Source organism: Arthrobacter sp. TE12232, assembly GCF_054062615.1.
In genome coordinates this window covers 3,590,144-3,612,853 of record NZ_JBSSFK010000001.1, presented here as the reverse complement: position 1 = coordinate 3,612,853, position 22,710 = coordinate 3,590,144, and the positions used below count along the sequence as shown (strand labels likewise).

Below are 22,710 nucleotides of genomic sequence, written 5' to 3'. Positions count from 1 at the left end.
CCACCACCGGCGACTCCCCCGCTCCCGGTGCAGGAGGAGCCGCGGAACCCGGTGAGGCAGCGGCACCCGAGGGCGCCGTCGCCGAAGCACCGCCCCTGCGCCCGGCGCCTTTCTCCCGCGCCAACCTGGTCCAGACGATCGCCGGCGGCTACCTCCCGCTGATCCTGGCCACCCTGGTGGTGTTCCTGCCCCTGCTGTGGATGCTCCTGAGCTCCTTCAAGCAGCCGGGCGAGATCATCACCATGGATCTGAAGCTCCTGCCGGACAGCGTGGACCTGGAGAACTACAGGACGGCCATGACCACGGTTCCGTTCGGGCAGTTCTTCATGAACAGCCTGATCGTCACCGCCGTGGGCTCCACCGTCAAGGTGATCCTGGCGATCCTGACCGCCTACGCCCTCGTGTTTGTCCGCTTCCCGTTCAAGAACGCCATCTTCGTGCTGATCCTCGTGGCCCTCATGGTCCCCCCGCAGGTGTCCATCCTGCCCAATTACATCCTGATCGCCGGGATGGGCGGCAAGAACACCTTGTGGGGCATCATCCTGCCGGGACTCGGCACCGCCTTCGGCACGTTCCTGCTGCGCCAGCATTTCCGGACGCTGCCCGGGTCCATCCTCGAGGCGGCGGAAATCGACGGCGCCGGCCACTGGCGCCGGCTGTGGCAGGTCGTGGCGCCGGTCTCCGTTCCTTCGATCGCCACAGTTGCCCTGGTAACCGTGGTCAGCGAGTGGAACGACTACATCTGGCCGCTCATCATCACGGACCGGCCCGAAACCATGACCCTCCCCGTCGGCCTGACGCTGCTGCAGAACTCCGAGGGCAACGGCTCCGGCTGGGGCATCCTCATGGCCGGCGCCGTCCTGGTGATCGTGCCGATCCTGCTGGTCTTCGCCGCACTGCAGCGCTATATCGTCGCCGGCCTCACGCAGGGCAGCGTCACGGGCTGACGCGGCCCGCGACCACCATCCCCCCTCACGCCCGCTCGACGCGCGCCCACTATCTCCGTCATCAGAACCAACGAGTCCGTACCTTTGAGAGGATCCACCGTGGCAATCAACCTTCACCGCCGGCATTTCCTGGGGCTGGCCGGCGCCAGCGCAGGAGCAGCAGCACTGGCCGCTTGCGGCGGCCCGTCGACGGCCGGCACTCCTGCCGCCACCGGCGCAGCCGAGATCGACTTCAGCGGCGTCAAGCCGGCCGCATCGTTCGATTTCTGGACCAACCACCCGGGCAAGTCCCAGGACGTGGAACAGTCCGTGATCGACAAGTTCCACGCGAAGTTCCCGGACATCAAGGTCAACCTCGTGACCGCAGGCGCCAACTACGAGGAAATCGCGCAGAAGTTCCAGACCTCCCAGGCCGCCAAGTCAGCGCTGCCCGGCCTCGTGGTCCTCTCGGACGTCTGGTGGTTCCGCTACTTCACCAACGGCAACATCATTCCCCTCGACGGCCTGGTCAAGCAGCTCGACATCAAGGTGGATGACTTCCAGAAGTCACTGGTTGCGGACTACCAGTACGCCGGCAAGCAGTGGGCGCTCCCCTACGGACGCTCCACCCCGCTGTTCTACTACAACAAGGACCACTTCAAGGCCGCGGGACTGCCGGACCGCGCGCCCAAGACCTGGCAGGAGTTCGGCGACTGGGCGCCCAAGCTCAAGGCCAGCTCCGGCGCGCAGTACGCCTACATCTACCCGGCGCTGGCCGGCTACGCGGGCTGGACCCTGCAGAACAACCTGTGGGGCTGGGGCGGCAGCTGGTCTGACGGCTGGACCGTCACCTGCGATTCCGCCGAGTCCGTCGCCGCACTGCAGTGGGCCCAGGACTCGATCTACAAGGACAAGTGGGCCGGGGTCTCTTCGAAGGAAGCCGCGGACGACTTTGCCGCGGGCATCACCTCGACCACCATCTCCTCCACCGGATCGCTCCTCGGCGTCCTGAAGTCCGCCAAGTTCAACGTGGGGGTCGGCTATCTACCGGGCGGCCCGAAGGCCGAAAGCGGCGTCTGCCCCACGGGCGGGGCCGGGCTCGGCATTCCCAGCGGTGTCAGCAAGGAAGTCCAGCTCGCGGCGGCCACGTTCCTGAAGTTCATGACCGAACCGGAAAACACGGCGGCATTCTCCGCGGCCACCGGCTACATGCCCACCCGCCTGTCGGCCGACATGGGGGCCGTGCTGGCCAAGACCCCGCAGATCAAGACCGCCATGGACCAGCTCGCCGTGACCCGGGTCCAGGACAACGCCCGGGTGTTCCTGCCCGGCGCGGACCAGGAGATGGCCAAGGCCGCCGCCGCAATCCTCACCCAGCAGGGCGACGTCAAGGCCACCATGGCCGGGCTCAAGACGACCCTCGAGGGGATCTACACCAAGGACGTGAAGCCGAAGCTCACCAGCTAACGGCGCGCCCCTCCCAACTAGCTCGCAGCAGCGGCCGTTTTGAGCACTCATAACGGCCCCTGCTGCGAGCTAGTTGCGTTAAGTGGGTCAGGGAATCGGGACGGGTACGACGCCGAGCGGGGCCAGTTTCGCCGCTCCGCCGTCCGGCGCCGAGAGGACCCAGATGCCCTTGTCGTGGACGGCCACGGAGTGCTCCCACTGGCAGGAGCGCTTGCCGTCCGTGGTGACCACCGTCCAGTCGTCGTCGAGCACGGCGGTGTCGATGCTGCCGCGGACCAGCATGGGCTCGATTGCCAGGCACAGTCCGGGGCGGATCTTCGGCCCGCGGTGGCCGGTGCGGTAGTTCAGGACGTCCGGGGCCATGTGCATCTCGGAGCCGATGCCGTGGCCCACGTAGTCCTCGAGAATGCCCAGCGGCTTGCCCGGCACCGAGGAGACGTAGTCGTCGACGGCGTTGCCGATGTCGCCGACGAACTTGCCGGTCGCCAGCGCGGCGATGCCCCGCCACATGGCTTCCTCTGTGACCTCGGACAGGCGCACGTCTTCGGGATCGGGGGTGCCGACAATCACGGTCCGGGCGGAATCGGAGTGCCAGCCGTCCACGATCGCGCCGCCGTCGATCGAGATGATGTCGCCGTCGGCCAGGACCCGGCTGCCGGGGATGCCGTGGACCACTTCCTCATTTACCGAGGTGCAGATGGTGGCCGGGAAGCCGTGATAGCCGAGGAAGTTGGACTTGGCGCCGGCGTCCTGGAGGACGGCGGCGAACACCTCGTCCAGCCGGGCGGTGGTGACGCCCGGGGCGGCCGCGGCAACCGCGGCATCCAGTGCCCGGCTCAGGACAAGCCCGGCCTCATGCATGGTGCGCATCTGGGCGTTGGTCTTGTATTCAATGCGGGGCTGGCCGAATGCCATCTCTACCTCAGTGCTTCATCTCGCGGCCCGGGCGGGTTTCCGCCCGGGCCTCCACTACGGGTCATCAGTTCAAGTCTTCAAGCTCTATTCTCCCGCACGGCCGCGGCGGTCTGGAACGGAGGCGCCGCGGGCGGCAGGGCGGCCACCGCCGCCGGCTCCCCCGCACGCGGACTCCCCTGCCGGCTTGCTGGCGCCAGCAAACGCCGAAGGGCGCGTCCTGTACACGTGGTACGGGACGCGCCCTTCGGGAGCAGCAGGAGCGGATCAGGCGGTCTGGGCCGACTTGATCGCTTCCATGACTCGCTCGGTGACTTCATCAATGCCGCCGATGCCGTCCACCTGGGTCAGGATGCCGCACTCGGCATACTTCTGCACAACGGGTTCGGTCTGGCCGTGGTACAGGTCCAGCCGGTGACGGATAACGCCTTCGTTGTCGTCGCTGCGGCCGGTTTCCTTGGCACGGCCCAGAAGCCGCTTGACCAGTTCTTCATCGTCCGCGGTCAGCTGCAGGACGACGTCGAGCTTCTGGTCGCCGTCGGCCAGGATCGCGTCGAGGTAGTCCACCTGCGCGGTGGTGCGCGGGTAACCGTCCAGCAGGAAGCCGGGCTCGACGTCGTCCTCGCTGAGGCGGTCGCGCACCATCTTGTTGGTGACGCTGTCCGGAACGAAGTCGCCGGCGTCCATGTACTTCTTGGCTTCGACGCCCAGCGGCGTCTCACCCTTGACGTTGGCGCGGAAGATGTCTCCCGTGGAGATCGCAACGACGCCGAGGCGCTCCGAAATGCGTTCCGCCTGCGTTCCCTTGCCGGAGCCGGGAGGTCCGATAATCAACATTCTCGTCATCGCAAAAGCCCTTCGTAGTGACGTTGCTGTAGTTGCGCATCAATCTGCTTTACGGTCTCCAGACCGACGCCCACCATGATCAGGATCGAGGTGCCGCCGAACGGGAAGTTCTGGTTAGCGTTGATCAGAACCAGTGCAACCAGCGGGATCAGTGCCACGAAGCCAAGGTAGAAGGCTCCGGGCAGGGTGATCCGGGATAGGACGTACTGAAGATAATCCGCGGTCGGCTTGCCGGCGCGGATGCCCGGAATGAAGCCACCGTACTTCTTCATGTTGTCCGAGACCTCTTCGGGGTTGAATGTAATCGCAACATAGAAGTAGGTGAAAAACACAATCATGGCGAAATACAGCAACATATAGATCGGGTGGTCACCCTTGGTCAGGTTGTTGTTGATCCACTCAACCCAGGGCTGCATCTGCTCGCCGGCCTTGGGCTGGTTGAACTGTGCGATCAGCCCCGGCAGGTACAGCATGGACGAGGCGAAGATGACGGGCACGACGCCGGCCATGTTCACCTTGATGGGGATGTAGGTGCTGGTTCCACCGACGGTGCGGCGTCCGATCATGCGCTTGGCGTACTGCACCGGGATCCGGCGCTGGGACTGCTCCACGAAGACCACCAGGGCCACGGTGAGCAGGCCGATGATCAGGACCAGGAAGAAGGTGCCGGGGCCCTGGGCCTTCCAGATCGCACCGAGCGAGCCCGGGAAGCCGGCTGCGATGGAGGTGAAGATCAGCAGCGACATGCCGTTGCCGACCCCCTTTTCCGTCACGAGCTCACCCATCCACATGATGAGGCCCGTACCGGCCGTCAGTGTGATGATGATGAGCACTGTGGTGACGATGGAGCTGTCCGGGATGATGGGCAGCTGGCAGTTCGGCAGCAGCTGGCCGGAGCGGGCCAGCGACACCAGCGTCGTGGCGTTGAGCAGGCCGAGGGCGATGGTGAGATAGCGGGTGTACTGGGTCAGCTTGGACTGGCCGGATGCACCCTCCTCGTACAGCTGCTGGAAGCGGGGAATGACCACCCGGAGCAGCTGGACGATGATGCTCGCCGTGATGTAGGGCATGATGCCGAGGGCAAAGATGGACACCTGCAGCAATGCACCGCCGCTGAACAGGTTGACGAGCTGGTAGATCCCGCCCGAGGTCTGACCGTTCTGCAAGCATTGCTGGACATTCTGGTAGCTCACACCAGGCGAGGGGATGAATGCACCCAAGCGGAAGATTGTGATGATTCCCAGCGTGAACAACAACTTGCGTCGCAGATCAGGCGTGCGAAAGGCCCGGCCAAATGCGCTAAGCAAGCGTCCTCCTGAGTAATAAGTAAAGTCGTGTGAGACAGGTCAAATAAACCCAACAACCGAGTCTAACGGGTGGATGCGTCCGGCGAACAATCGGCGGGGCCCGGAAAGTGAAAAAACTCCCGGCACCGGTGGCCTGAGCCCCTGGTACCGGGAGTTTCAACAACGGGCAACTGCCCCGCCGCCTCCTTAGAGGGCGGTGGTGCTTCCGCCTGCTGCGGCAATCTTTTCAGCGGCACTGGCCGAGAATGCGTGGGCGGTGACGTCAACCTTGACGGTGATGTCGCCGGTGCCCAGCACCTTGACGGGCTGGTTCTTGCGAACGGCACCCTTTTCGACCAGGTTCTCCACGGTGACTGCGCCACCTTCCGGGAACAGCTCGTTGAGCTTGTCCAGGTTTACAACCTGGTACTCAACCCGGAACGGGTTCTTGAAGCCGCGCAGCTTCGGCAGGCGCATGTGCAGCGGCAGCTGGCCGCCGGCAAAGCCAGCCTTGATCTGGTAGCGGGCCTTCGTACCCTTGGTACCGCGACCGGCGGTCTTACCCTTGGAACCTTCACCACGACCAACACGGGTCTTGGCGGTCTTGGCACCCGGGGCGGGACGCAGGTGGTGAACCTTCAGTGCGTTCTGCTTTTCAGCGGCGCCCTGTGCCTTTTCGGCGGTGTTCTTCTCTGCCATTTACTTCGCCTCCTCTACCTTTACCAGGTGCGGAACCGTGTTGAGCATTCCGACGGTCACGGCGTCGGCGGTGCGGACAACGGTGTGTCCGATCCGCTTCAGGCCGAGGGACCGAAGGGTGTCGCGCTGGTTCTGCTTGCCGCCAATGGCGGACTTGATCTGAGTGATCTCCAACTGAGCGTCGGAGGGAATCAGGTTCTTAGCCAACTCAGACACCTGCCTTCTGGTTCAAAAGCGCCTTCACCATTGCCGGCGGAGCGATCTCGTCGAGCGGGAGGCCGCGGCGTGCTGCCACTGCTGCCGGCTCTTCAAGGCGCTTCAGCGCGTCAACAGTCGCATGCACGATGTTGATGGCGTTGGAAGATCCGAGCGACTTGGAGAGGATGTCGTGGATGCCCACGCACTCCAGTACTGCACGGACCGGACCGCCGGCGATAACACCGGTACCGGCGGACGCCGGACGCAGCATGACGACGCCTGCGGCGGCCTCACCCTGTACGCGGTGCGGGATGGTGCTGCCGATGCGGGGAACGCGGAAGAAGGACTTCTTGGCTTCTTCAACGCCCTTCGCGATTGCGGCAGGAACTTCCTTAGCCTTGCCGTAGCCGACGCCGACCATACCGTTGCCGTCACCGACGACGACGAGGGCGGTGAAGCTGAAGCGACGACCACCCTTGACGACCTTGGAAACGCGGTTGATGGTTACGACGCGCTCTACGAACTGGCTCTTCTCGGCCTCGCGGCCGCCGTCGCGGCCACCACGGCCGCCACGGTCGCCACGGCCCTGGCCGCGGTCGCCACGCTCGCCACGACGAGCGCCACCACGGCGGTCATCGGCGGTCGCAGGCGCAGCGGTCTCAGTTGCCGGAGCAGCTACAGCTTCAGTCACCTGAATGTCCTTTTCGTTATTTTCGGTCACAGTGACAGCCCACCTTCACGTGCACCGTCAGCGACGGCGGCGATGCGGCCGTGGTACTTGTTACCACCGCGGTCGAAGACAACTGCTTCGATACCGGCAGCCTTGGCACGCTCGGCGACGAGCTCGCCAACGCGCTTGGCCTTGGCGGTCTTGTCACCGTCGAATGCACGAAGATCGGCTTCCAACGTGGAGGCGCTTGCCACGGTCAGGCCCTTGGTGTCATCGACAACCTGGACGAATACGTGACGTGCGGAACGGTTGACGACCAGACGCGGGCGTACAGCCGTACCGGAGATGCGCTTGCGGATACGAAGCTGGCGGCGGCTGCGCTGGGCAGACTTGCTCTTGTTCGTACGCTTCTTGTTAATTGCGATCGCCATGGTTACTTACCAGCCTTTCCGACCTTGCGGCGGATGACTTCGCCTGCGTAACGGATGCCCTTGCCCTTGTAGGGGTCCGGCTTCCGCAGCTTGCGAATGTTGGCAGCAACCTCGCCGACCTGCTGCTTGGAGATACCTGAAACAGAGAGCTTGGTCGGGGTCTCAACTGCAAAGGTGATGCCGTTCGGTGCCGAGACGTTGACGGGGTGGCTGAAGCCCAGAGCGAACTCCAGGTCAGAACCCTTGGCCTGGACGCGGTAACCGGTACCGACAATCTCAAGCTTCTTCTCGTAGCCTGCGGTGACACCCTGGATCATGTTGGCGATCAGGGTGCGGGTCAGGCCGTGCAGCGAACGTGAGGCGCGCTCGTCGTTCGGGCGGGCGACAGTCAGGGTGCCATCTTCCAGGGAAACCTCGATCGGGCTGGGCACAGTGTGGCTCAGCTCGCCTTTGGAACCCTTGACGCTGACGACAGAGCCGTCAACCTTGACCTCAACGCCGGCAGGAACGGTGATGGGGAGACGTCCAATACGTGACATTATTCTCTTCCTTTCCCGTTACCAGACGTAAGCGAGGACTTCGCCGCCCACGCCCTTCTTGCCGGCCTGCTTGTCAGTCAAGAGGCCGGAAGAGGTGGACAGGATTGCGACACCCAGGCCACCGAGCACGTGCGGCAGGTTGGTGGACTTTGCGTAAACGCGCAGTCCCGGCTTGGAAATACGACGAACGCCAGCGATTGAACGCTCGCGGTTCGGACCGAACTTGAGCTCGAGGGTCAGCTTCTTGCCAACCTCAGCGTCTTCTTCTTTCCAGGAGGCGATGTAACCTTCAGCCTTCAGGATGTCGGCAACGCGTGCCTTGAGCTTGCTGTACGGCATGGACACGGAGTCGTGGTATGCCGAGTTAGCGTTGCGCAGACGCGTAAGCATGTCTGCGACGGGATCTGTCATTGTCATGTGGGCTCTTGCCCTTCCTCATAACGGTTTCCGCCACGCTGCATTTCCGAAAATAAACCGGAAACAGCGAGGCCGGACCTTTTACGTAGCTAGATTAGTCTTCGGTCTTGAACGGGAAGCCAAGCGCCTTGAGCAGCGCGCGGCCTTCGTCGTCAGTCTTGGCAGTGGTCACGACAGTGATGTCCATGCCGCGTACGCGGTCGATGGAATCCTGGTCGATTTCGTGGAACATAACCTGCTCGGTCAGACCGAAGGTGTAGTTGCCGTTGCCGTCGAACTGCTTGCCACTGAGGCCACGGAAGTCGCGGATACGCGGCAGTGCCAGCGTGACCAGACGGTCCAGGAATTCCCACATACGGTCGCCACGCAGAGTCGCGTGCGCACCGATCGGCATGCCTTCGCGCAGCTTGAACTGTGCGATCGACTTGCGTGCCTTGGTTACCTGCGGCTTCTGGCCGGTGATCAGGGTGAGATCGCGGACAGCGCCGTCGATCAGCTTGGAGTCCTTGGCGGCATCTCCAACACCCATGTTCACAACGACCTTGACCAGGCGGGGAACCTGGTTGACGTTCTGGTACTTGAATTCCTCAGTCAGCGTGTTCTTGATGGAATCGGCGTACTTGGTCTTCAGACGAGGAACGATCTTGCTTGCCGGAGTCTCGAGAGTCTCAGTCATTAGATGTCCTTCCCTGAGCTCTTGGCCACGCGGACGCGCACTTCACGCTTCACGCCATCGCGTTCAACGGTCTCGGTGCGGAAACCGACGCGGGTGGGCTTCTTGGTGGACGGGTCAACCAGAGCCACGTTGGAGATGTGGATCGAAGCCTCGACGACCTCGATGCCACCGGTCTTGGTGCCGCGCTGCGACTGACCGACCTTGGTGTGCTTGGTTACGCGGTTAATGCCTTCGACCAGCACGCGGTTGGTCTCGGGGAATACGCGCAGAACCTTGCCCTGCTTGCCCTTGTCGCCGCCGCGCTCAGCCTTGGCGCCAGTGATGACCTGAACGAGGTCACCCTTTTTGATCTTAGCCATGGACTAGAGCACCTCCGGAGCCAGAGAAACGATCTTCATGAACTTCTTGTCGCGAAGTTCACGACCAACCGGTCCGAAGATACGGGTACCGCGGGGGTCACCGTCGTTCTTCAGGATGACGGCTGCGTTCTCGTCAAACTTGATGTAGGAACCATCCGCACGGCGGCGTTCCTTCTTGGTACGGACGATGACAGCCTTGACGACGTCGCCCTTCTTTACGTTGCCGCCCGGAATTGCGTCCTTGACGGTAGCGACGATTACGTCGCCAATGCCTGCGTAGCGACGGCCAGATCCACCGAGAACGCGAATGGTAAGGATTTCCTTAGCACCCGTGTTGTCGGCGACCTTGAGTCGCGACTCCTGCTGAATCACTATTTACTCCTTGCGTCGCGCTGGTTCTCAGACCGAAAATCTTCCTACGGAATGAGCCTTGCGGAACGGTTGATCGGGGTGTCTCTTGACCTGCCTGGATTTTGCCAGACCAGGCCTAAACGCCCGTGCCAAAAACATTTGCTTCCCAGGCGGTTCCGACGGATCGGGGCGCAAGGGGGCACTATGCCGTGGCACGATTGTTTACGAGGTTGATGACGGCGCGCAAAAGGCGCCATACAAACTCAAAATCTTAGCACGTTTTCGGCGAATCCCCATATCACAGCTTCGCCCTTCAAACACAGCCCATCACAGCGCCGCCCGGGCAGCAGAGCACGGCAGCGCCCGACGGCGTCACGCAGGACAAGCTTTTGGCCCGCCGGCCGCCGCGCTCCCCCGGAAACCCGGCCGCCGCCGTCGTACGCTTCGTGAAAGCCTGCTGCCCGTGGCACCGCGAGCCGCGGCCCCCAAGATTTCCCCGACAACGCGGAAGCCCCCGCTCCCCCAAAGGGGAACGAGGGCTTCAGCTGTAGCACAGGCAGCAAAGCTGCAGGTGTTACTTGGCCTTTTCGAGGATCTCGACCAGGCGCCACCGCTTGGTAGCGGACAGCGGGCGGGTCTCGGCGAGGAGCACGAGGTCGCCGATGCCGGCGCTGTTCTCTTCGTCGTGAGCCTTGATCTTGGCGTTGCGGCGGATGACCTTGCCGTAGAGGGCGTGCTTCACGCGGTCTTCGACCTGGACAACGATGGTCTTTTCCATCTTGTCCGAGACGACGTAGCCGCGCTTCGTCTTACGGTAACCGCGCTCGTCAGCCTTGGCTGCGCCGGAAACAGTTTCCGTCACGTTCTCGTCCTTTTCACTCACTTGGCATCCTCCTCGGTTTCAACCGTTTCAGCCTTCTCGGCCTTCTTGGTTGCAGCCTTCTTGGACTTCTTCTCTTCCTTGGCTTCCACAACCGGTGCGGCAACCTCGGCACGAATGCCCAGCTCGCGTTCGCGGAGAACGGTGTAGATGCGGGCGATGTCCTTCTTTACCGCACGCAGACGACCGTGGTTCTCCAGCTGACCGGTGGCGGACTGGAAACGCAGGTTGAACAGCTCTTCCTTGGCCTTGCGGAGTTCTTCAACGAGACGCTCGTTGTCGAAACCGTCCAGCTGTGCGGATGCAAGTTCCTTGGATCCTACTGCCATTTCTACTCACCACCTTCGCGACGCACAATGCGTGCCTTCAACGGCAGCTTGTGGATTGCCAGGCGCAGGGCCTCGCGAGCTACCTCTTCACTGACACCGGAGAGTTCGAAGAGAACCCGGCCCGGCTTGACGTTTGAGACCCACCATTCCGGAGACCCCTTACCGGAACCCATGCGGGTTTCGGCAGGCTTCTTCGTCAGCGGACGGTCCGGGTAAATGTTGATCCAGACCTTTCCGCCACGCTTGATGTGGCGGGTCATCGCGATACGGGCAGATTCGATCTGACGGTTCGTGACGTAGGCAGGGCTCAGAGCCTGGATGCCCCACTCACCGAAGGAGACCTGGGTGCCGCCCGTAGCAGCGCCGGAACGACCCGGGTGGTGCTGCTTACGGTGCTTTACTCGACGTGGGATAAGCATTTAAGCCTGTCCTCCTTCTACTGCCGGTGCAGCTGCCTCAACTGCCGGAGCTTCGGCGGCAGCGGGTGCTGCCTCAGCTGCCGGGCGGTCGTTACGACGACGGCGGTCACCACGGTCAGCGCCACCCGGGCGGCCCGGGCGGTCGCTGGCACCACGGCCGCGGGACGGAGCAGCAGCTGCCTGCTGAGCCAGTTCCTTGGCGGTGACGTCGCCCTTGTAGATCCAGACCTTCACGCCAATGCGGCCGAAGGTGGTCTTGGCCTCGTAGAAGCCGTAGTCGATGTTCGCACGCAGGGTGTGCAGGGGCACACGGCCTTCGCGGTAGAACTCCGAGCGGGACATTTCAGCGCCGCCCAGACGACCGGAGCAAGCGATACGGATGCCCTTGGCACCGGCACGCTGTGCGGACTGCATGGCCTTCTTCATCGCGCGGCGGAACGCCACGCGGGAAGTCAGCTGCTCAGCAACGCCCTGGGCAACAAGCTGGGCTTCCATCTCGGGGTTCTTGACCTCGAGGATGTTCAGCTGAACCTGCTTGCCGGTGAGCTTTTCGAGCTCGCCGCGGATGCGGTCTGCTTCAGCGCCGCGGCGGCCGATGACGATGCCCGGACGTGCCGTGTGGATGTCCACGCGGACACGGTCGCGGGTGCGCTCGATTTCGACCTTGGCGATGCCGGCGCGTTCCATGCCCGTGGACATGAGCTGGCGGATGCGGATGTCTTCGCGAACGAAGTCCTTGTACCGCTGGCCAGCCTTGGTGCTGTCAGCAAACCAGTGCGATACGTGATCGGTGGTGATGCCGAGTCGGAACCCGTGCGGGTTAACTTTCTGTCCCACTTAGCGAGCCTCCTCTTTCTCCGGGGTAGCGACTACCACGGTGATGTGGCTCGTGCGCTTCTTGATCTGAAATGCACGACCCTGAGCTCGCGGCTGGAACCGCTTCATGGTCGGGCCTTCATCAACAAACGCTTCGCTGATGATGAGGTCACCTTCGTCAAACGCCACGCCGTCGCGGTCCGCGAGGACCCGGGCGTTGGAGATTGCCGACTGAACTACCTTGAATACCGGCTCCGAAGCTGCCTGGGGGGCAAACTTCAGAATTGCCAGAGCCTCATTCGCTTGCTTACCACGAACAAGGTTGACGACGCGCCGGGCCTTCATAGGCGTTACGCGGATGTGACGCGCAATTGCCTTGGCTTCCATTGCTTTCCTTCTCTCGTCTTTGACGTAAGTGCAGGCGCCTAGCGGCGCTTGCCCTTACGGTCGTCCTTGACATGGCCGCGGAATGTCCGCGTGGGAGCGAATTCGCCGAGCTTGTGCCCGACCATCGACTCAGTGACAAACACGGGGATGTGCTTGCGTCCGTCGTGCACGGCGATCGTGTGGCCGAGCATGTCGGGGACGATCATCGAACGGCGGGACCAGGTCTTGATGACGTTCTTGGTGCCCTTTTCGTTTTCCCTGGCTACCTTCACAAAGAGGTGCTGGTCAACGAAAGGACCTTTTTTCAGGCTGCGTGGCATGTGTCCAGGCTCCTATCGCTTGTTCTTGCCAGTACGACGGCGACGAACAATAAGCTTGTCGCTCTCTTTGTTGGGGCGGCGGGTGCGGCCCTCAGGCTTACCGTTGGGGTTGACCGGGTGACGACCACCGGAGGTCTTACCTTCACCACCACCGTGCGGGTGGTCAACCGGGTTCATGGCGACACCACGGACGGTCGGGCGAACGCCCTTCCACCGCATACGGCCGGCCTTGCCCCAGTTGATGTTCGACTGCTCAGCGTTGCCGACCTCGCCGACGGTTGCGCGGCAGCGCACGTCAACGTTGCGGATTTCGCCGGAAGGCAGACGCAGCTGGGCGAAACGGCCTTCCTTGGCGACGAGCTGAACAGAAGCGCCAGCGGAACGGGCCATCTTGGCGCCGCCACCCGGACGCAGTTCGACTGCGTGGATAACGGTACCGACGGGGATGTTGCGCAGCGGCAGGTTGTTGCCCGGCTTGATGTCAGCGTCGGCGCCGGCCTCTACGAAGTCGCCCTGGGACAGCTTGTTCGGGGCGATGATGTAACGCTTGGTGCCATCAACATAGTGCAGGAGTGCGATGCGAGCCGTACGGTTCGGGTCGTACTCGATTTCGGCAACGCGGGCGTTGACGCCGTCCTTGTCGTGGCGACGGAAGTCGATCAGACGGTACTGGCGCTTGTGTCCACCACCCTTGTGACGGGTCGTGATCTTACCGGTGTTGTTACGGCCACCCTTTTTCGGGAGGGGACGTACCAACGACTTTTCCGGCGTCGACCGCGTGATTTCAGTGAAGTCCGCTACGCTCGAGCCACGACGGCCCGGGGTAGTCGGCTTGTATTTACGGATTCCCATAATTTATTTCCTCGTTAAAGTGGTCTCCGCTATGAAAGCGGACCGCCGAAGATGTCGATAGTGCCTTCTTTGAGGCTCACAATGGCACGCTTGGTGTTCTTGCGGGTACCCCAGCCGAATTTGGTGCGCTTGCGCTTACCGGCACGGTTGATGGTGTTGATCGATTCGACCTTGACGGAGAAAATCTTCTCCACGGCCAGCTTGATCTCGGTCTTGTTCGAGCGGGGGTCCACCAGGAAGGTGTACTTGCCCTCGTCGATCAGGCCGTAGCTCTTTTCCGAGACGACGGGTGCAAGCACGACGTCGCGCGGGTCTTTGATGGTGGCTGCACTCACTTGGCATCCTCCTCGTTCTTTGCGACCTTGTCAGCAACAAATGCTTCGTAGGCAGCCTTGGTGAAGACTACGTCGTCGGAAACGAGAACGTCGTAGGTGTTCAGCTGGTCTGCGTACAGAACGTGAACTTCCTCGAGGTTGCGCACGGACAGTGCAGCAACATCGTTGGCGCGCTCAATGACAACGAGCAGGTTCTTGCGCTCGGAAACTCCGCGCAGGGTTGCCAGTGCTTCCTTGGAGGACGGCTTGGAGCCGGCAACCAGGTCAGCGATGACGTGGACGCGGCCGTTGCGGGCACGGTCCGAGAGTGCGCCGCGCAGTGCAGCAGCAATCATCTTCTTGGGAGTGCGCTGGCTGTAGTCACGCGGCGTGGGGCCGTGGACAACGCCACCACCGGTCATGTGAGGAGCACGGATGGAACCCTGACGGGCGCGGCCGGTGCCCTTCTGCTTGAACGGCTTGCGACCTGCACCGGAAACTTCGGCGCGGGTCTTGGTCTTGTGGGTACCCTGGCGAGCAGCAGCGAGCTGGGCAACGACGACCTGGTGCAGCAGCGGCACGTTGGTCTGTACGTCGAAGATCTCTGCAGGCAGGTCAACCTTGACAGTGCTAGTCATTGAACTAGGCTCCCTTCACGGCGGTGCGTACGAGTACGACCTGGCCGCGGGCACCGGGAACGGCGCCCTTGATCAGGAGCAGCGACTTCTCGACGTCAACCGCGTGGACCGTGAGGTTCAGCGTGGTGTGACGAACGGCGCCCATGCGGCCGGCCATTTTCATGCCCTTGAAGACGCGGCTCGGGGTGGATGCGCCACCGATTGAACCGGGCTTACGGTGGTTCTTGTGGGCACCGTGGGAAGCTCCAACGCCGTGGAAGCCGTGACGCTTCATAACACCGGCGAAGCCCTTACCCTTGGTGGTGCCAACGACGTCGATCTTCTGGCCGGCTTCGAAGAGCTCTACGGAGAGCTCCTGGCCCAGCTCGTAAGAGTCAGCATCTGCAGTGCGCAGTTCTACGACGTGGCGGCGAGGCGTGACGCCTGCCTTTTCAAAGTGACCAGCCAGCGGCTTGGTGACCTTGCGGGGATCGATCTGGCCGTAGCCGATCTGAACGGCGACATAGCCATCAGTTTCTGCGTTGCGCAGCTGCGTGATGACGTTCGAGTCAGCCTGGACCACAGTGACGGGGATGAGCTTGTTGTTCTCGTCCCAGACCTGGGTCATGCCGAGCTTCGTGCCCAGCAGGCCCTTTACGTTACGGGTTGCGGTCATAGTCTCTCAGCACCTCCCTACAGCTTGATTTCGATGTTCACGTCGGCCGGCAGGTCGAGACGCATGAGCGAGTCAACAGCCTTGGGCGTGGGGTCGATGATGTCGATCAGACGCTTGTGCGTGCGCATTTCGAAGTGCTCGCGGCTGTCCTTGTACTTGTGCGGAGAGCGGATAACGCAGTACACGTTCTTCTCCGTCGGCAGCGGCACGGGGCCGACTACCGTTGCGCCTGCGCGCGTGACCGTCTCAACGATCTTCCGAGCTGAAACGTCAATGACCTCGTGGTCGTATGACTTCAGCCGGATGCGGATTTTTTGTCCCGCCATGTCGCCTGACTCTCTTTCAGTCTGTGCTTCCCCTGATTGGGGCTGCCCTGTTCACTTACGTGTTGTGTGGCTGCCGAAGCATTTGAAGTCGTGACTACCACCCGCCGCACAAGCTGAATCCGGAAGAATCCGGGTTCCTCAACCTGCCGGCGTAACCGACCCCCGCGGTCGGGCGTGTCGCACGTTTTCACACATACGAGTCCGCAATTCCATGGGGAGTGGGTTATGTTTGGTCTCTTACTTGGACCCTGTCACCCGGCATTATCCGGATCGGGACGCGAAAGAGCGCTTGAACAACTCAACTAGTATGCCGGAATTTGCGGGCAGAAGCGAATCAGTCCCCATGAAGGGGCAGTTCGGACATTGTCCTCTTCCGCCATCGAATAGATGATAGGGGCATGACTGTGCAGGATTCTGTTTCAGTTCAGGCCCTCGCCGCTCGCCTGAGGCCCGGGTTCACTCTGGGAGTCGCCTCCGCTGCCTTCCAGATCGAGGGCGGCCTCGACGCCGGCGGCCGCGGGCCCTCCGGCTGGGACGCGTTTGCCGAGAAGCCGGGGAACATCCTGCACGGGCACTCCCCCGCCGTCGCGTGCGATCACTATAACCGCGCCGCCGAAGACATCGGGCTCATGCGCGAGCTCGGAATCGACTCCTACCGCTTCTCGATCTCCTGGCCGCGGGTCCAGCCCGAGGGGACAGGGCCCTTCAATGCGGCCGGCCTGGACTTCTATGACCGACTCATCGACCAGCTGCTCGCCGCCGGCATCTCTCCCATGGCCACGCTGTATCACTGGGATACGCCGCTCCCCCTCGAGCACCGGGGCGGCTGGATGAACCGCACGACGGCGGAACGGTTTGCCGAGTACAGCGCGGCTGCCGGCAAGCGGTTCGGCGATCGTGTGGCGCAGTGGGTCACGCTGAACGAGCCCGCTTCGGTCACTCTCAACGGGTACGCCCTGGGCACCCATGCGCCCGGCCACGGCCTGCTCTTCGATGCCTTGCCGTCTGTGCACCATCAGCTCCTTGGCCACGGCCTGGCGGTGCAGGCGCTGCGCGCGGAAGGCGTCAGCGGCGCCGTCGGCGTCTCGAACCTGCACTCGCCGGTCCGGCCGGCTTCCGGCTCCGTCTCCGACCGGCTGCTCGCCCGGGTGTTCGACCTCCTGCTGAACCGGCTCTACGCCGACCCGATCCTGCTGGGCCGCTTTCCCGGGCCGCCGCTGATCGCCCGGCCGTGGTTCCGTTCGCTGCGGAGCATCCCCGACGCGGATCTGGCCACCATCCACCAGCCGCTGGATTTCTACGGCCTGAACTACTACTACCCCGTGCGGGTGGCCACGGGCCGCGGCGTCGACAGCCCCACCGGAGACGCGGAGGCGATGCTGAAGGTGCCCTTCCACCTCGCCGCGTTCCCGGAGTACGAGCACACGGGATTCGGCTGGCCGGTGGCCCCGGACCACCTGGGAGTCCTGCTCCGGGAGCTGAAGGACCGGTACGGCGCGGCGCTGCCGCCGCTGTTCATCACCGAGAGCGGGGCGAGCTTCCCCGAACCGGACCGCGTCACGGGACCTATTCCCGACGCCGGGCGGATCAGCTACCTCGCCGCGCACCTTCGCGAGGCGGTGGAAGCCACCTCCGCCGGCGGCATAGCCCACGACGTCGAACTGCTCGGCTACTACGTCTGGACCCTCATGGACAACTTCGAGTGGGCGGCCGGCTACTCCCAGCGCTTCGGCCTGGTGCACGTGGACTTCGACACCCAGCAGCGCACGCCGAAGGAGTCCTACTACTGGTACCAGGCCCTCGCACGGGCCCGGGGGCCAAGAAGCATCTAAACAGGCCGGCGCGGCCGGAGACTACTACTCGCGGTTTGCCCGGTTGATGCGCTTGGCACGCTCGATCTCCCGGCGGAAGTGCTTCTTCACCCAGAAGTAAGCGACCGCTGCCCCGACGACAAGCAGCAGAAAAATGAACCAGCCCATGGTGAGCTCCTTTCCCCTACCTGCAAAGGTAGCAGGAACTTAAAAAGAACAGCCCCGCTGCAGATGCAGCGGGGCTGTTCCCTGGTTTTCCGTGGCCGTCAGCCGGCCAGGTCAACCGTGATCAGCAAATACTACTTGAGGATCTTGGTGACGCGTCCCGAACCAACGGTGCGGCCGCCTTCGCGGATAGCGAAGCCGAGGCCCTCTTCCATAGCGATCGGCTGGATGAGCGCAACGGTCATCTCAGTGTTGTCGCCGGGCATAACCATTTCTGTGCCTTCCGGCAGGGTGATAACGCCGGTTACGTCCGTGGTGCGGAAGTAGAACTGCGGGCGGTAGTTGGAGTAGAACGGGTTGTGACGTCCGCCTTCGTCCTTGGAGAGGATGTAGACGTTAGCCTCGAAGTCGGTGTGCGGGGTGATGGAACCCGGCTTGACGACAACCTGGCCACGCTCGACATCGTCGCGCTTCAGACCGCGGAGCAGGAGGCCACAGTTCTCGCCGGCCCATGCTTCGTCGAGCTGCTTGTGGAACATCTCGATACCGGTAACCGTGGTCTTCTGGACCGGGCGGATGCCGACGATCTCGACCTCGGAGTTGATGGCGAGGGTTCCACGCTCGGCGCGGCCCGTAACAACGGTGCCACGGCCGGTGATCGTGAAGACGTCTTCGATCGGCATCAGGAAGGGCTTGTCACGGTCACGGATCGGGTCCGGAACGGACTCGTCGACAGCTGCCATGAGGTCCTCAACGGACTTGACCCAAACCGGGTCGCCTTCGAGGGCCTTCAGGCCGGAAACGCGGACAACCGGAGCCTCATCGCCATCGAAGCCCTGCGAGCTGAGCAGCTCACGAACTTCCATTTCGACGAGATCGAGGAGTTCCTCGTCATCAACCATGTCTGCCTTGTTCAGCGCGACCAGCAGGTAGGGAACGCCAACCTGGCGGGCAAGCAGAACGTGCTCGCGGGTCTGAGCCATCGGGCCGTCAGTGGCGGCAACCACGAGGATTGCACCGTCCATCTGAGCAGCGCCGGTGATCATGTTCTTGATGTAGTCAGCGTGACCCGGAGCGTCTACGTGTGCGTAGTGGCGCTTCTCGGTCTGGTACTCAACGTGGGAGATGTTGATGGTAATGCCGCGCTGACGCTCTTCGGGTGCAGAGTCAATCGACGCGAAGTCACGCTTCTCGTTGAGAGTCGGGTACTTGTCGTACAGCACCTTGGAAATGGCGGCCGTCAGCGTCGTCTTACCGTGGTCAACGTGACCAATGGTACCGATGTTAACGTGCGGCTTAGTCCGCTCGAACTTTGCCTTTGCCACAGGTTCCTCCTAGAACGTTTTCAAATGACTTACCCTTCGGCCGCGCTTGTCGCGGCAGAAACTCCAGTAAGTCTACTTGGGGGGCTTTGGATTGGTGAAATTGCAGATTCAGGTACTAATGCTAGTGCCTAGAGCCTGTTCGTGCAGGCGGCCGAACTCCGGCCTGGCCGGACTACAGCTGACCGGAGTCCGGCCACTTGCACCAGATGAATCCCCGCTGGCGGAGACGCATCCGAGTTTTTGCTGCTGCGATGCGTCCTAGGGACTACTCGCCGCGGTTCTTCTGGATGATCTCGTCGGCAACTGCCTTCGGGACCTCGGCGTAGCTGTTGAACGTCATGGAGTACACAGCGCGGCCCTGGGTCTTCGAGCGCAGGTCACCGATGTAGCCGAACATGCCGGACAGCGGGACGTGCGCGCGAATGACCTTGACGCCCTGGGCATCCTCCATGGACTGCATCTGGCCACGGCGGGAGTTGAGGTCACCGATAACTTCACCCATGTATTCCTCAGGGGTGCGGACCTCGACATCCATCAGCGGTTCGAGCAGAACAGGGTTCGCCTTGCGTGCGGCTTCCTTGAAAGCCATACGGCCGGCGATCTTGAACGCCATTTCCGAGGAGTCAACATCGTGGTAAGCGCCGTCAATCAGCGTTGCCTTGATGCCGACAACCGGGTAACCGGCCAGGACGCCGTCGTTCAGCGCATCCTGGATACCGGCGTCGACCGACGGGATGTACTCGCGCGGAACGCGGCCACCGGTGACCTTGTTCTCGAACTCGTACAGCTCGCCACCTGAGGTGTCCAGCGGCTCGATCGCGATCTGGATCTTTGCGAACTGGCCGGAACCACCGGTCTGCTTCTTGTGCGTGTAGTCGTGACGCTCGACAGCACGCTTGATGGTTTCGCGGTAAGCAACCTGCGGCTTGCCAACGTTCGCCTCGACCTTGAATTCGCGGCGCATGCGGTCCACCAGGATGTCCAGGTGGAGCTCGCCCATGCCGGCGATGATGGTCTGGCCGGTGTCTTCGTTGAGGGAGACCTGGAAGGTCGGGTCCTCAGCGGAGAGCTTCTGGATAGCCGTGGAGAGCTTCTCCTGGTCACCCTTGGTGTTCGGCTCGATCGCAACCGAGATCACAGGCTCCGGGAAGCTCATGGACTCGAGGACAATCTGGTTGGCCGGATCGCACAGGGTGTCGCCCGTGGTGGTGTCCTTCAGGCCGATCGCTGCGTAGATGTGGCCGGCGGTAGCGCCCTCGACGGGCATTTCCTTGTTGGCGTGCATCTGGAACAGCTTGCCGATGCGCTCCTTCTTGCCCTTGGTGGAGTTGACCACCTGGGAGCCTGCTTCCACGTGACCGGAGTACACGCGGATGAAGGTGAGCTGGCCGAAGAACGGGTGCGCGGCGATCTTGAAGGCCAGCGCGGAGAACGGCTCTTCGGAGGAAGGCTTGCGGGTCAGTTCCTTCTCTTCGTCGCGGGGATCGTGACCGATCATCGGCGGGACGTCGAGCGGGTTCGGCAGGTAGTCCACCACAGCGTCGAGCATCGGCTGGACGCCGCGGTTCTTGAACGCAGAACCACAGAAGACCGGGTAGATCTCGGAGTTGATCGTCATCTTGCGGATGCCGGCCTTGAGCTCGTCGATGCTGATCTCTTCGCCTTCGAGGTACTTCTCCATGAGTTCCTCGGAGGACTCGGCAACAGTCTCAATGAGCTGCGCGCGGTACTCGTCGGCCTTCGCCTGGAGGTCAGCCGGGATCTCGCGGATCTCGTACTTGGCACCCATGGTGACGTCACCCTTGGCGTCGCCGGGCCATACCAGCGCACGCATGTAAAGGAGGTCGACGACGCCGATGAAGTCGTTCTCGGCGCCGATCGGCAGCTGCATGACGAGCGGCTTGGCACCGAGGCGGCTGATGATGGTGTCGACGGTGAAGTAGAAGTCAGCGCCGAGCTTGTCCATCTTGTTGACGAAGCAGATGCGCGGGACGTTGTACTTGTCAGCCTGGCGCCAAACAGTCTCAGACTGCGGCTCCACGCCTTCCTTGCCGTCGAACACGGCGACAGCGCCGTCGAGGACGCGCAGGGAGCGCTCAACCTCAACGGTGAAGTCCACGTGGCCGGGGGTGTCGATGATGTTGATCTGGTTGTTTTCCCAGAAGCAGGTCACGGCGGCAGACGTGATGGTGATGCCGCGTTCCTTTTCCTGTTCCATCCAGTCAGTCGTCGAAGCGCCGTCGTGCGTTTCGCCGATCTTGTGGTTCACACCTGTGTAGAACAGGATGCGCTCGGTAGTAGTGGTCTTGCCGGCATCGATGTGGGCCATGATGCCGATGTTGCGGACCTTGCTAAGGTCGGTAAGCACGTCCTGTGCCACGGTGTCTCCCTTTCGGATGGACTGCACGTTCGCCGCCGGCTCAGTCGAGCCGGCGGCGTCCGGGAAGTATTACCAGCGGTAGTGTGCGAAGGCCTTGTTGGACTCGGCCATCTTGTGGGTGTCTTCGCGACGCTTCACAGCGGCACCGAGACCGTTGGAGGCATCCAGGATCTCGTTCTGGAGGCGCTCGGTCATCGTCTTTTCACGGCGAGCCTTGGAGTAGCCGACCAGCCAGCGGAGGGCGAGGGCCGTCGAGCGACCCGGCTTGACCTCGACCGGAACCTGGTAGGTGGCGCCACCAACACGGCGGGAGCGGACCTCAAGCGAAGGCTTGACGTTCTCCATGGCCTTCTTGAGGGCTGCAACGGGGTCGCCGCCGGACTTGGCGCGAGCACCTTCGAGGGCACCGTAAACGATGCGCTCTGCGGTGGACTTCTTGCCGTCAACCAGCACCTTGTTGATGAGCTGGGTAACCAGCGGGGAGCCGTAAACGGGATCTAGAACTAGCGGCCGCTTGGGGGCCGGACCCTTGCGAGGCATATTACTTCTTCTCCATCTTTGCGCCGTAGCGGCTGCGGGCCTGCTTACGGTTCTTGACACCCTGGGTATCGAGGGCGCCACGGACGATCTTGTAGCGGACACCCGGAAGGTCCTTCACGCGGCCGCCGCGGACGAGCACAATGGAGTGCTCCTGCAGGTTGTGGCCTACACCGGGGATGTAAGCGGTGACTTCAATGCCACCGTTGAGGCGCACACGTGCAACCTTACGCAGAGCCGAGTTCGGCTTCTTCGGGGTCGTCGTGTAAACGCGGGTGCAAACACCGCGACGCATCGGGCTGCCGTTAAGCGCGGGGGCCTTGGTCTTTTTGACCTTAGGCGTGCGGCCCTTGCGGACCAGCTGGTTAATCGTAGGCACTCTCGTGTTCTCCGTTTTATCCGGAGCGGCCGTTGGCGGACGCTCTCTTGTCGCTGCGCCTCGCCGCCCGAGCCTTGAAGTTCTCTCCAGAGCAGCTGAGGCGAAGCCTTAATAGTCGGACCGCACGCCGGGTTCCAAGGACTTTCGACCCAAATTGCCCCTAGGCATGCGAAAATGTGGCATACGTTGCACAAGAACCCTGCAAACCGGAAACGTCGTCCTGGTTAAGCTTTTCAGCTGCAACCGGCGCACTCATCCACTGCCACAATAACAATTAGTCTCCATTCTACCACGGGCGGCTCCCAGCCCTTAATCGCGCCCTTAGTCACGCCCCCGCTGCCCAACTGACTCGCAGCTGAGGCCGTTTTGGGGACCCATAACGACCTCAGCTGCCAGCTAG

The 22,710-nt window shown here is 62.6% G+C and carries 31 protein-coding genes; 3 read left to right on the top strand and 28 right to left on the bottom strand.

Going from position 1 to position 22,710, the window contains the following annotated elements; translation table 11 throughout:
• Positions 1 to 95 precede the first annotated feature (95 nt).
• On the top strand, positions 96 to 947 hold the full coding sequence (locus ACVWZ7_RS16200; protein WP_456509125.1) for a carbohydrate ABC transporter permease: 852 nt from the start codon (positions 96 to 98) through the stop codon (positions 945 to 947).
• A gap of 99 nt (positions 948 to 1,046) precedes the next feature.
• Positions 1,047 to 2,393: an ABC transporter substrate-binding protein gene (locus ACVWZ7_RS16195; protein ID WP_456508448.1), complete on the top strand. Its 1,347-nt coding sequence runs from the start codon at positions 1,047 to 1,049 to the stop codon at positions 2,391 to 2,393.
• An 87-nt stretch (positions 2,394 to 2,480) separates the two neighbouring features.
• Here ACVWZ7_RS16195 and map read toward each other — a convergent pair whose 3' ends face one another.
• The 23 genes from map to rpsJ all read right to left on the bottom strand — a co-directional run bounded on the left by map (position 2,481) and on the right by rpsJ (position 15,713).
• Positions 2,481 to 3,308 (bottom strand): type I methionyl aminopeptidase, encoded by an 828-nt coding sequence (gene map / locus ACVWZ7_RS16190; protein ID WP_116765092.1) that lies wholly within the window; start codon positions 3,306 to 3,308, stop codon positions 2,481 to 2,483.
• 264 nt (positions 3,309 to 3,572) lie between these two features.
• Positions 3,573 to 4,142 carry an adenylate kinase gene (locus ACVWZ7_RS16185; RefSeq protein WP_456509124.1) on the bottom strand — a complete coding sequence of 190 codons (570 nt, stop codon included), beginning with the start codon at positions 4,140 to 4,142 and terminating at the stop codon, positions 3,573 to 3,575.
• 5 nt (positions 4,143 to 4,147) lie between these two features.
• Entirely contained in the window at positions 4,148 to 5,458 is a 1,311-nt protein-coding gene (gene secY / locus ACVWZ7_RS16180; protein ID WP_116765094.1) for a preprotein translocase subunit SecY, read from the bottom strand.
• Positions 5,459 to 5,644: 186 nt separating this feature from the next.
• Positions 5,645 to 6,136, bottom strand: coding sequence for a 50S ribosomal protein L15 (rplO, locus tag ACVWZ7_RS16175; protein ID WP_091251994.1), 492 nt, complete (start codon positions 6,134 to 6,136; stop codon positions 5,645 to 5,647).
• On the bottom strand, positions 6,137 to 6,343 hold the full coding sequence (rpmD, locus tag ACVWZ7_RS16170; protein ID WP_056626615.1) for a 50S ribosomal protein L30: 207 nt from the start codon (positions 6,341 to 6,343) through the stop codon (positions 6,137 to 6,139).
• A 1-nt stretch (position 6,344) separates the two neighbouring features.
• Positions 6,345 to 7,025, bottom strand: a complete 681-nt coding sequence (gene rpsE, locus ACVWZ7_RS16165) for a 30S ribosomal protein S5 (RefSeq protein WP_202615727.1) — start codon at positions 7,023 to 7,025, stop codon at positions 6,345 to 6,347.
• 26 nt (positions 7,026 to 7,051) lie between these two features.
• Positions 7,052 to 7,435: a 50S ribosomal protein L18 gene (rplR, locus tag ACVWZ7_RS16160; RefSeq protein ID WP_091251989.1), complete on the bottom strand. Its 384-nt coding sequence runs from the start codon at positions 7,433 to 7,435 to the stop codon at positions 7,052 to 7,054.
• A gap of 2 nt (positions 7,436 to 7,437) precedes the next feature.
• On the bottom strand, positions 7,438 to 7,974 hold the full coding sequence (gene rplF / locus ACVWZ7_RS16155; protein WP_116765096.1) for a 50S ribosomal protein L6: 537 nt from the start codon (positions 7,972 to 7,974) through the stop codon (positions 7,438 to 7,440).
• Positions 7,975 to 7,992: 18 nt separating this feature from the next.
• Positions 7,993 to 8,391, bottom strand: coding sequence for a 30S ribosomal protein S8 (gene rpsH, locus ACVWZ7_RS16150; protein ID WP_056425243.1), 399 nt, complete (start codon positions 8,389 to 8,391; stop codon positions 7,993 to 7,995).
• A 94-nt stretch (positions 8,392 to 8,485) separates the two neighbouring features.
• A complete protein-coding gene (gene rplE / locus ACVWZ7_RS16145) occupies positions 8,486 to 9,067 on the bottom strand; it encodes a 50S ribosomal protein L5 (protein WP_018773672.1) in 582 nt (193 codons plus the stop codon).
• Positions 9,067 to 9,426, bottom strand: a complete 360-nt coding sequence (rplX, locus tag ACVWZ7_RS16140; protein ID WP_024366125.1) for a 50S ribosomal protein L24 — start codon at positions 9,424 to 9,426, stop codon at positions 9,067 to 9,069. Before rplX ends, rplE begins: the two co-directional genes overlap by 1 nt.
• 3 nt (positions 9,427 to 9,429) lie before the next feature.
• Positions 9,430 to 9,798 carry a 50S ribosomal protein L14 gene (rplN, locus tag ACVWZ7_RS16135; protein ID WP_003803789.1) on the bottom strand — a complete coding sequence of 123 codons (369 nt, stop codon included), beginning with the start codon at positions 9,796 to 9,798 and terminating at the stop codon, positions 9,430 to 9,432.
• 553 nt (positions 9,799 to 10,351) lie between these two features.
• Positions 10,352 to 10,660 (bottom strand): 30S ribosomal protein S17, encoded by a 309-nt coding sequence (rpsQ, locus tag ACVWZ7_RS16130; RefSeq protein WP_091251984.1) that lies wholly within the window; start codon positions 10,658 to 10,660, stop codon positions 10,352 to 10,354.
• Positions 10,657 to 10,986: a 50S ribosomal protein L29 gene (rpmC, locus tag ACVWZ7_RS16125; RefSeq protein WP_066436863.1), complete on the bottom strand. Its 330-nt coding sequence runs from the start codon at positions 10,984 to 10,986 to the stop codon at positions 10,657 to 10,659. Before rpmC ends, rpsQ begins: the two co-directional genes overlap by 4 nt.
• A gap of 2 nt (positions 10,987 to 10,988) precedes the next feature.
• The gene (gene rplP / locus ACVWZ7_RS16120; RefSeq protein ID WP_018773668.1) at positions 10,989 to 11,405 is read right to left on the bottom strand and encodes a 50S ribosomal protein L16; all 417 of its coding nucleotides are present in this window, start codon (positions 11,403 to 11,405) and stop codon (positions 10,989 to 10,991) included.
• Complete coding sequence (gene rpsC, locus ACVWZ7_RS16115) at positions 11,406 to 12,242, bottom strand: 30S ribosomal protein S3 (protein ID WP_091251983.1); 837 nt, start codon at positions 12,240 to 12,242, stop codon at positions 11,406 to 11,408.
• A complete protein-coding gene (gene rplV / locus ACVWZ7_RS16110; RefSeq protein WP_003803798.1) occupies positions 12,243 to 12,608 on the bottom strand; it encodes a 50S ribosomal protein L22 in 366 nt (121 codons plus the stop codon). It lies immediately after the preceding gene.
• 38 nt (positions 12,609 to 12,646) lie between these two features.
• A complete protein-coding gene (rpsS, locus tag ACVWZ7_RS16105) occupies positions 12,647 to 12,928 on the bottom strand; it encodes a 30S ribosomal protein S19 (protein ID WP_018773666.1) in 282 nt (93 codons plus the stop codon).
• 12 nt (positions 12,929 to 12,940) lie between these two features.
• Positions 12,941 to 13,780, bottom strand: a complete 840-nt coding sequence (gene rplB, locus ACVWZ7_RS16100) for a 50S ribosomal protein L2 (RefSeq protein WP_091251982.1) — start codon at positions 13,778 to 13,780, stop codon at positions 12,941 to 12,943.
• A gap of 29 nt (positions 13,781 to 13,809) precedes the next feature.
• Positions 13,810 to 14,115 (bottom strand): 50S ribosomal protein L23, encoded by a 306-nt coding sequence (gene rplW, locus ACVWZ7_RS16095; RefSeq protein WP_018773664.1) that lies wholly within the window; start codon positions 14,113 to 14,115, stop codon positions 13,810 to 13,812.
• Positions 14,112 to 14,732, bottom strand: coding sequence for a 50S ribosomal protein L4 (rplD, locus tag ACVWZ7_RS16090; protein WP_090575302.1), 621 nt, complete (start codon positions 14,730 to 14,732; stop codon positions 14,112 to 14,114). The genes rplW and rplD overlap by 4 nt, the downstream gene beginning before the upstream one ends.
• 4 nt (positions 14,733 to 14,736) lie before the next feature.
• Complete coding sequence (gene rplC, locus ACVWZ7_RS16085) at positions 14,737 to 15,387, bottom strand: 50S ribosomal protein L3 (RefSeq protein WP_003803812.1); 651 nt, start codon at positions 15,385 to 15,387, stop codon at positions 14,737 to 14,739.
• 17 nt (positions 15,388 to 15,404) lie between these two features.
• The gene (gene rpsJ / locus ACVWZ7_RS16080; protein ID WP_003803825.1) at positions 15,405 to 15,713 is read right to left on the bottom strand and encodes a 30S ribosomal protein S10; all 309 of its coding nucleotides are present in this window, start codon (positions 15,711 to 15,713) and stop codon (positions 15,405 to 15,407) included.
• A gap of 398 nt (positions 15,714 to 16,111) precedes the next feature.
• Here rpsJ and ACVWZ7_RS16075 point away from each other — a divergent pair, with 398 nt between their 5' ends.
• Positions 16,112 to 17,545 (top strand): GH1 family beta-glucosidase, encoded by a 1,434-nt coding sequence (locus tag ACVWZ7_RS16075; protein WP_456508447.1) that lies wholly within the window; start codon positions 16,112 to 16,114, stop codon positions 17,543 to 17,545.
• A gap of 24 nt (positions 17,546 to 17,569) precedes the next feature.
• Here the strand turns inward: ACVWZ7_RS16075 and ACVWZ7_RS16070 are convergent, their stop codons facing one another.
• From ACVWZ7_RS16070 to rpsL, 5 genes are all read right to left on the bottom strand, one after another.
• On the bottom strand, positions 17,570 to 17,692 hold the full coding sequence (locus ACVWZ7_RS16070; RefSeq protein WP_344368216.1) for a hypothetical protein: 123 nt from the start codon (positions 17,690 to 17,692) through the stop codon (positions 17,570 to 17,572).
• Positions 17,693 to 17,823: 131 nt separating this feature from the next.
• Entirely contained in the window at positions 17,824 to 19,014 is a 1,191-nt protein-coding gene (gene tuf, locus ACVWZ7_RS16065; protein WP_116765100.1) for an elongation factor Tu, read from the bottom strand.
• A 265-nt stretch (positions 19,015 to 19,279) separates the two neighbouring features.
• Complete coding sequence (fusA, locus tag ACVWZ7_RS16060; RefSeq protein WP_091252105.1) at positions 19,280 to 21,394, bottom strand: elongation factor G; 2,115 nt, start codon at positions 21,392 to 21,394, stop codon at positions 19,280 to 19,282.
• A gap of 69 nt (positions 21,395 to 21,463) precedes the next feature.
• Positions 21,464 to 21,934 (bottom strand): 30S ribosomal protein S7, encoded by a 471-nt coding sequence (rpsG, locus tag ACVWZ7_RS16055; protein ID WP_011692813.1) that lies wholly within the window; start codon positions 21,932 to 21,934, stop codon positions 21,464 to 21,466.
• A 1-nt stretch (position 21,935) separates the two neighbouring features.
• Positions 21,936 to 22,310, bottom strand: coding sequence for a 30S ribosomal protein S12 (rpsL, locus tag ACVWZ7_RS16050; protein WP_018773658.1), 375 nt, complete (start codon positions 22,308 to 22,310; stop codon positions 21,936 to 21,938).
• Positions 22,311 to 22,710 lie beyond the last annotated feature (400 nt).

Bases quoted from the DNA above. Each gene is read 5' to 3' on its own strand.
- rplF (WP_116765096.1), bottom strand. From the start codon at position 7,974: ATGTCACGTATTGGACGTCTCCCCATCACCGTTCCTGCCGGCGTTGAG.
- ACVWZ7_RS16070 (WP_344368216.1), bottom strand. From the start codon at position 17,692: ATGGGCTGGTTCATTTTTCTGCTGCTTGTCGTCGGGGCAGCGGTCGCT.
- rpsG (WP_011692813.1), bottom strand. From the start codon at position 21,934: ATGCCTCGCAAGGGTCCGGCCCCCAAGCGGCCGCTAGTTCTAGATCCC.
- rplE (WP_018773672.1), bottom strand. From the start codon at position 9,067: ATGACTGAGACTCTCGAGACTCCGGCAAGCAAGATCGTTCCTCGTCTG.
- rplV (WP_003803798.1), bottom strand. From the start codon at position 12,608: ATGGAAGCCAAGGCAATTGCGCGTCACATCCGCGTAACGCCTATGAAG.
- rplR (WP_091251989.1), bottom strand. From the start codon at position 7,435: ATGGCGATCGCAATTAACAAGAAGCGTACGAACAAGAGCAAGTCTGCC.
- rplX (WP_024366125.1), bottom strand. From the start codon at position 9,426: ATGGCTAAGATCAAAAAGGGTGACCTCGTTCAGGTCATCACTGGCGCC.
- rplB (WP_091251982.1), bottom strand. From the start codon at position 13,780: ATGGGAATCCGTAAATACAAGCCGACTACCCCGGGCCGTCGTGGCTCG.
- ACVWZ7_RS16075 (WP_456508447.1), top strand. From the start codon at position 16,112: ATGACTGTGCAGGATTCTGTTTCAGTTCAGGCCCTCGCCGCTCGCCTG.
- rpsS (WP_018773666.1), bottom strand. From the start codon at position 12,928: ATGCCACGCAGCCTGAAAAAAGGTCCTTTCGTTGACCAGCACCTCTTT.
- rplP (WP_018773668.1), bottom strand. From the start codon at position 11,405: ATGCTTATCCCACGTCGAGTAAAGCACCGTAAGCAGCACCACCCGGGT.
- rpsJ (WP_003803825.1), bottom strand. From the start codon at position 15,713: ATGGCGGGACAAAAAATCCGCATCCGGCTGAAGTCATACGACCACGAG.
- ACVWZ7_RS16185 (WP_456509124.1), bottom strand. From the start codon at position 4,142: ATGTTGATTATCGGACCTCCCGGCTCCGGCAAGGGAACGCAGGCGGAA.
- rplO (WP_091251994.1), bottom strand. From the start codon at position 6,136: ATGGCAGAGAAGAACACCGCCGAAAAGGCACAGGGCGCCGCTGAAAAG.
- rplD (WP_090575302.1), bottom strand. From the start codon at position 14,732: ATGACTAGCACTGTCAAGGTTGACCTGCCTGCAGAGATCTTCGACGTA.
- rplC (WP_003803812.1), bottom strand. From the start codon at position 15,387: ATGACCGCAACCCGTAACGTAAAGGGCCTGCTGGGCACGAAGCTCGGC.
- rpsH (WP_056425243.1), bottom strand. From the start codon at position 8,391: ATGACAATGACAGATCCCGTCGCAGACATGCTTACGCGTCTGCGCAAC.
- map (WP_116765092.1), bottom strand. From the start codon at position 3,308: ATGGCATTCGGCCAGCCCCGCATTGAATACAAGACCAACGCCCAGATG.
- rpmC (WP_066436863.1), bottom strand. From the start codon at position 10,986: ATGGCAGTAGGATCCAAGGAACTTGCATCCGCACAGCTGGACGGTTTC.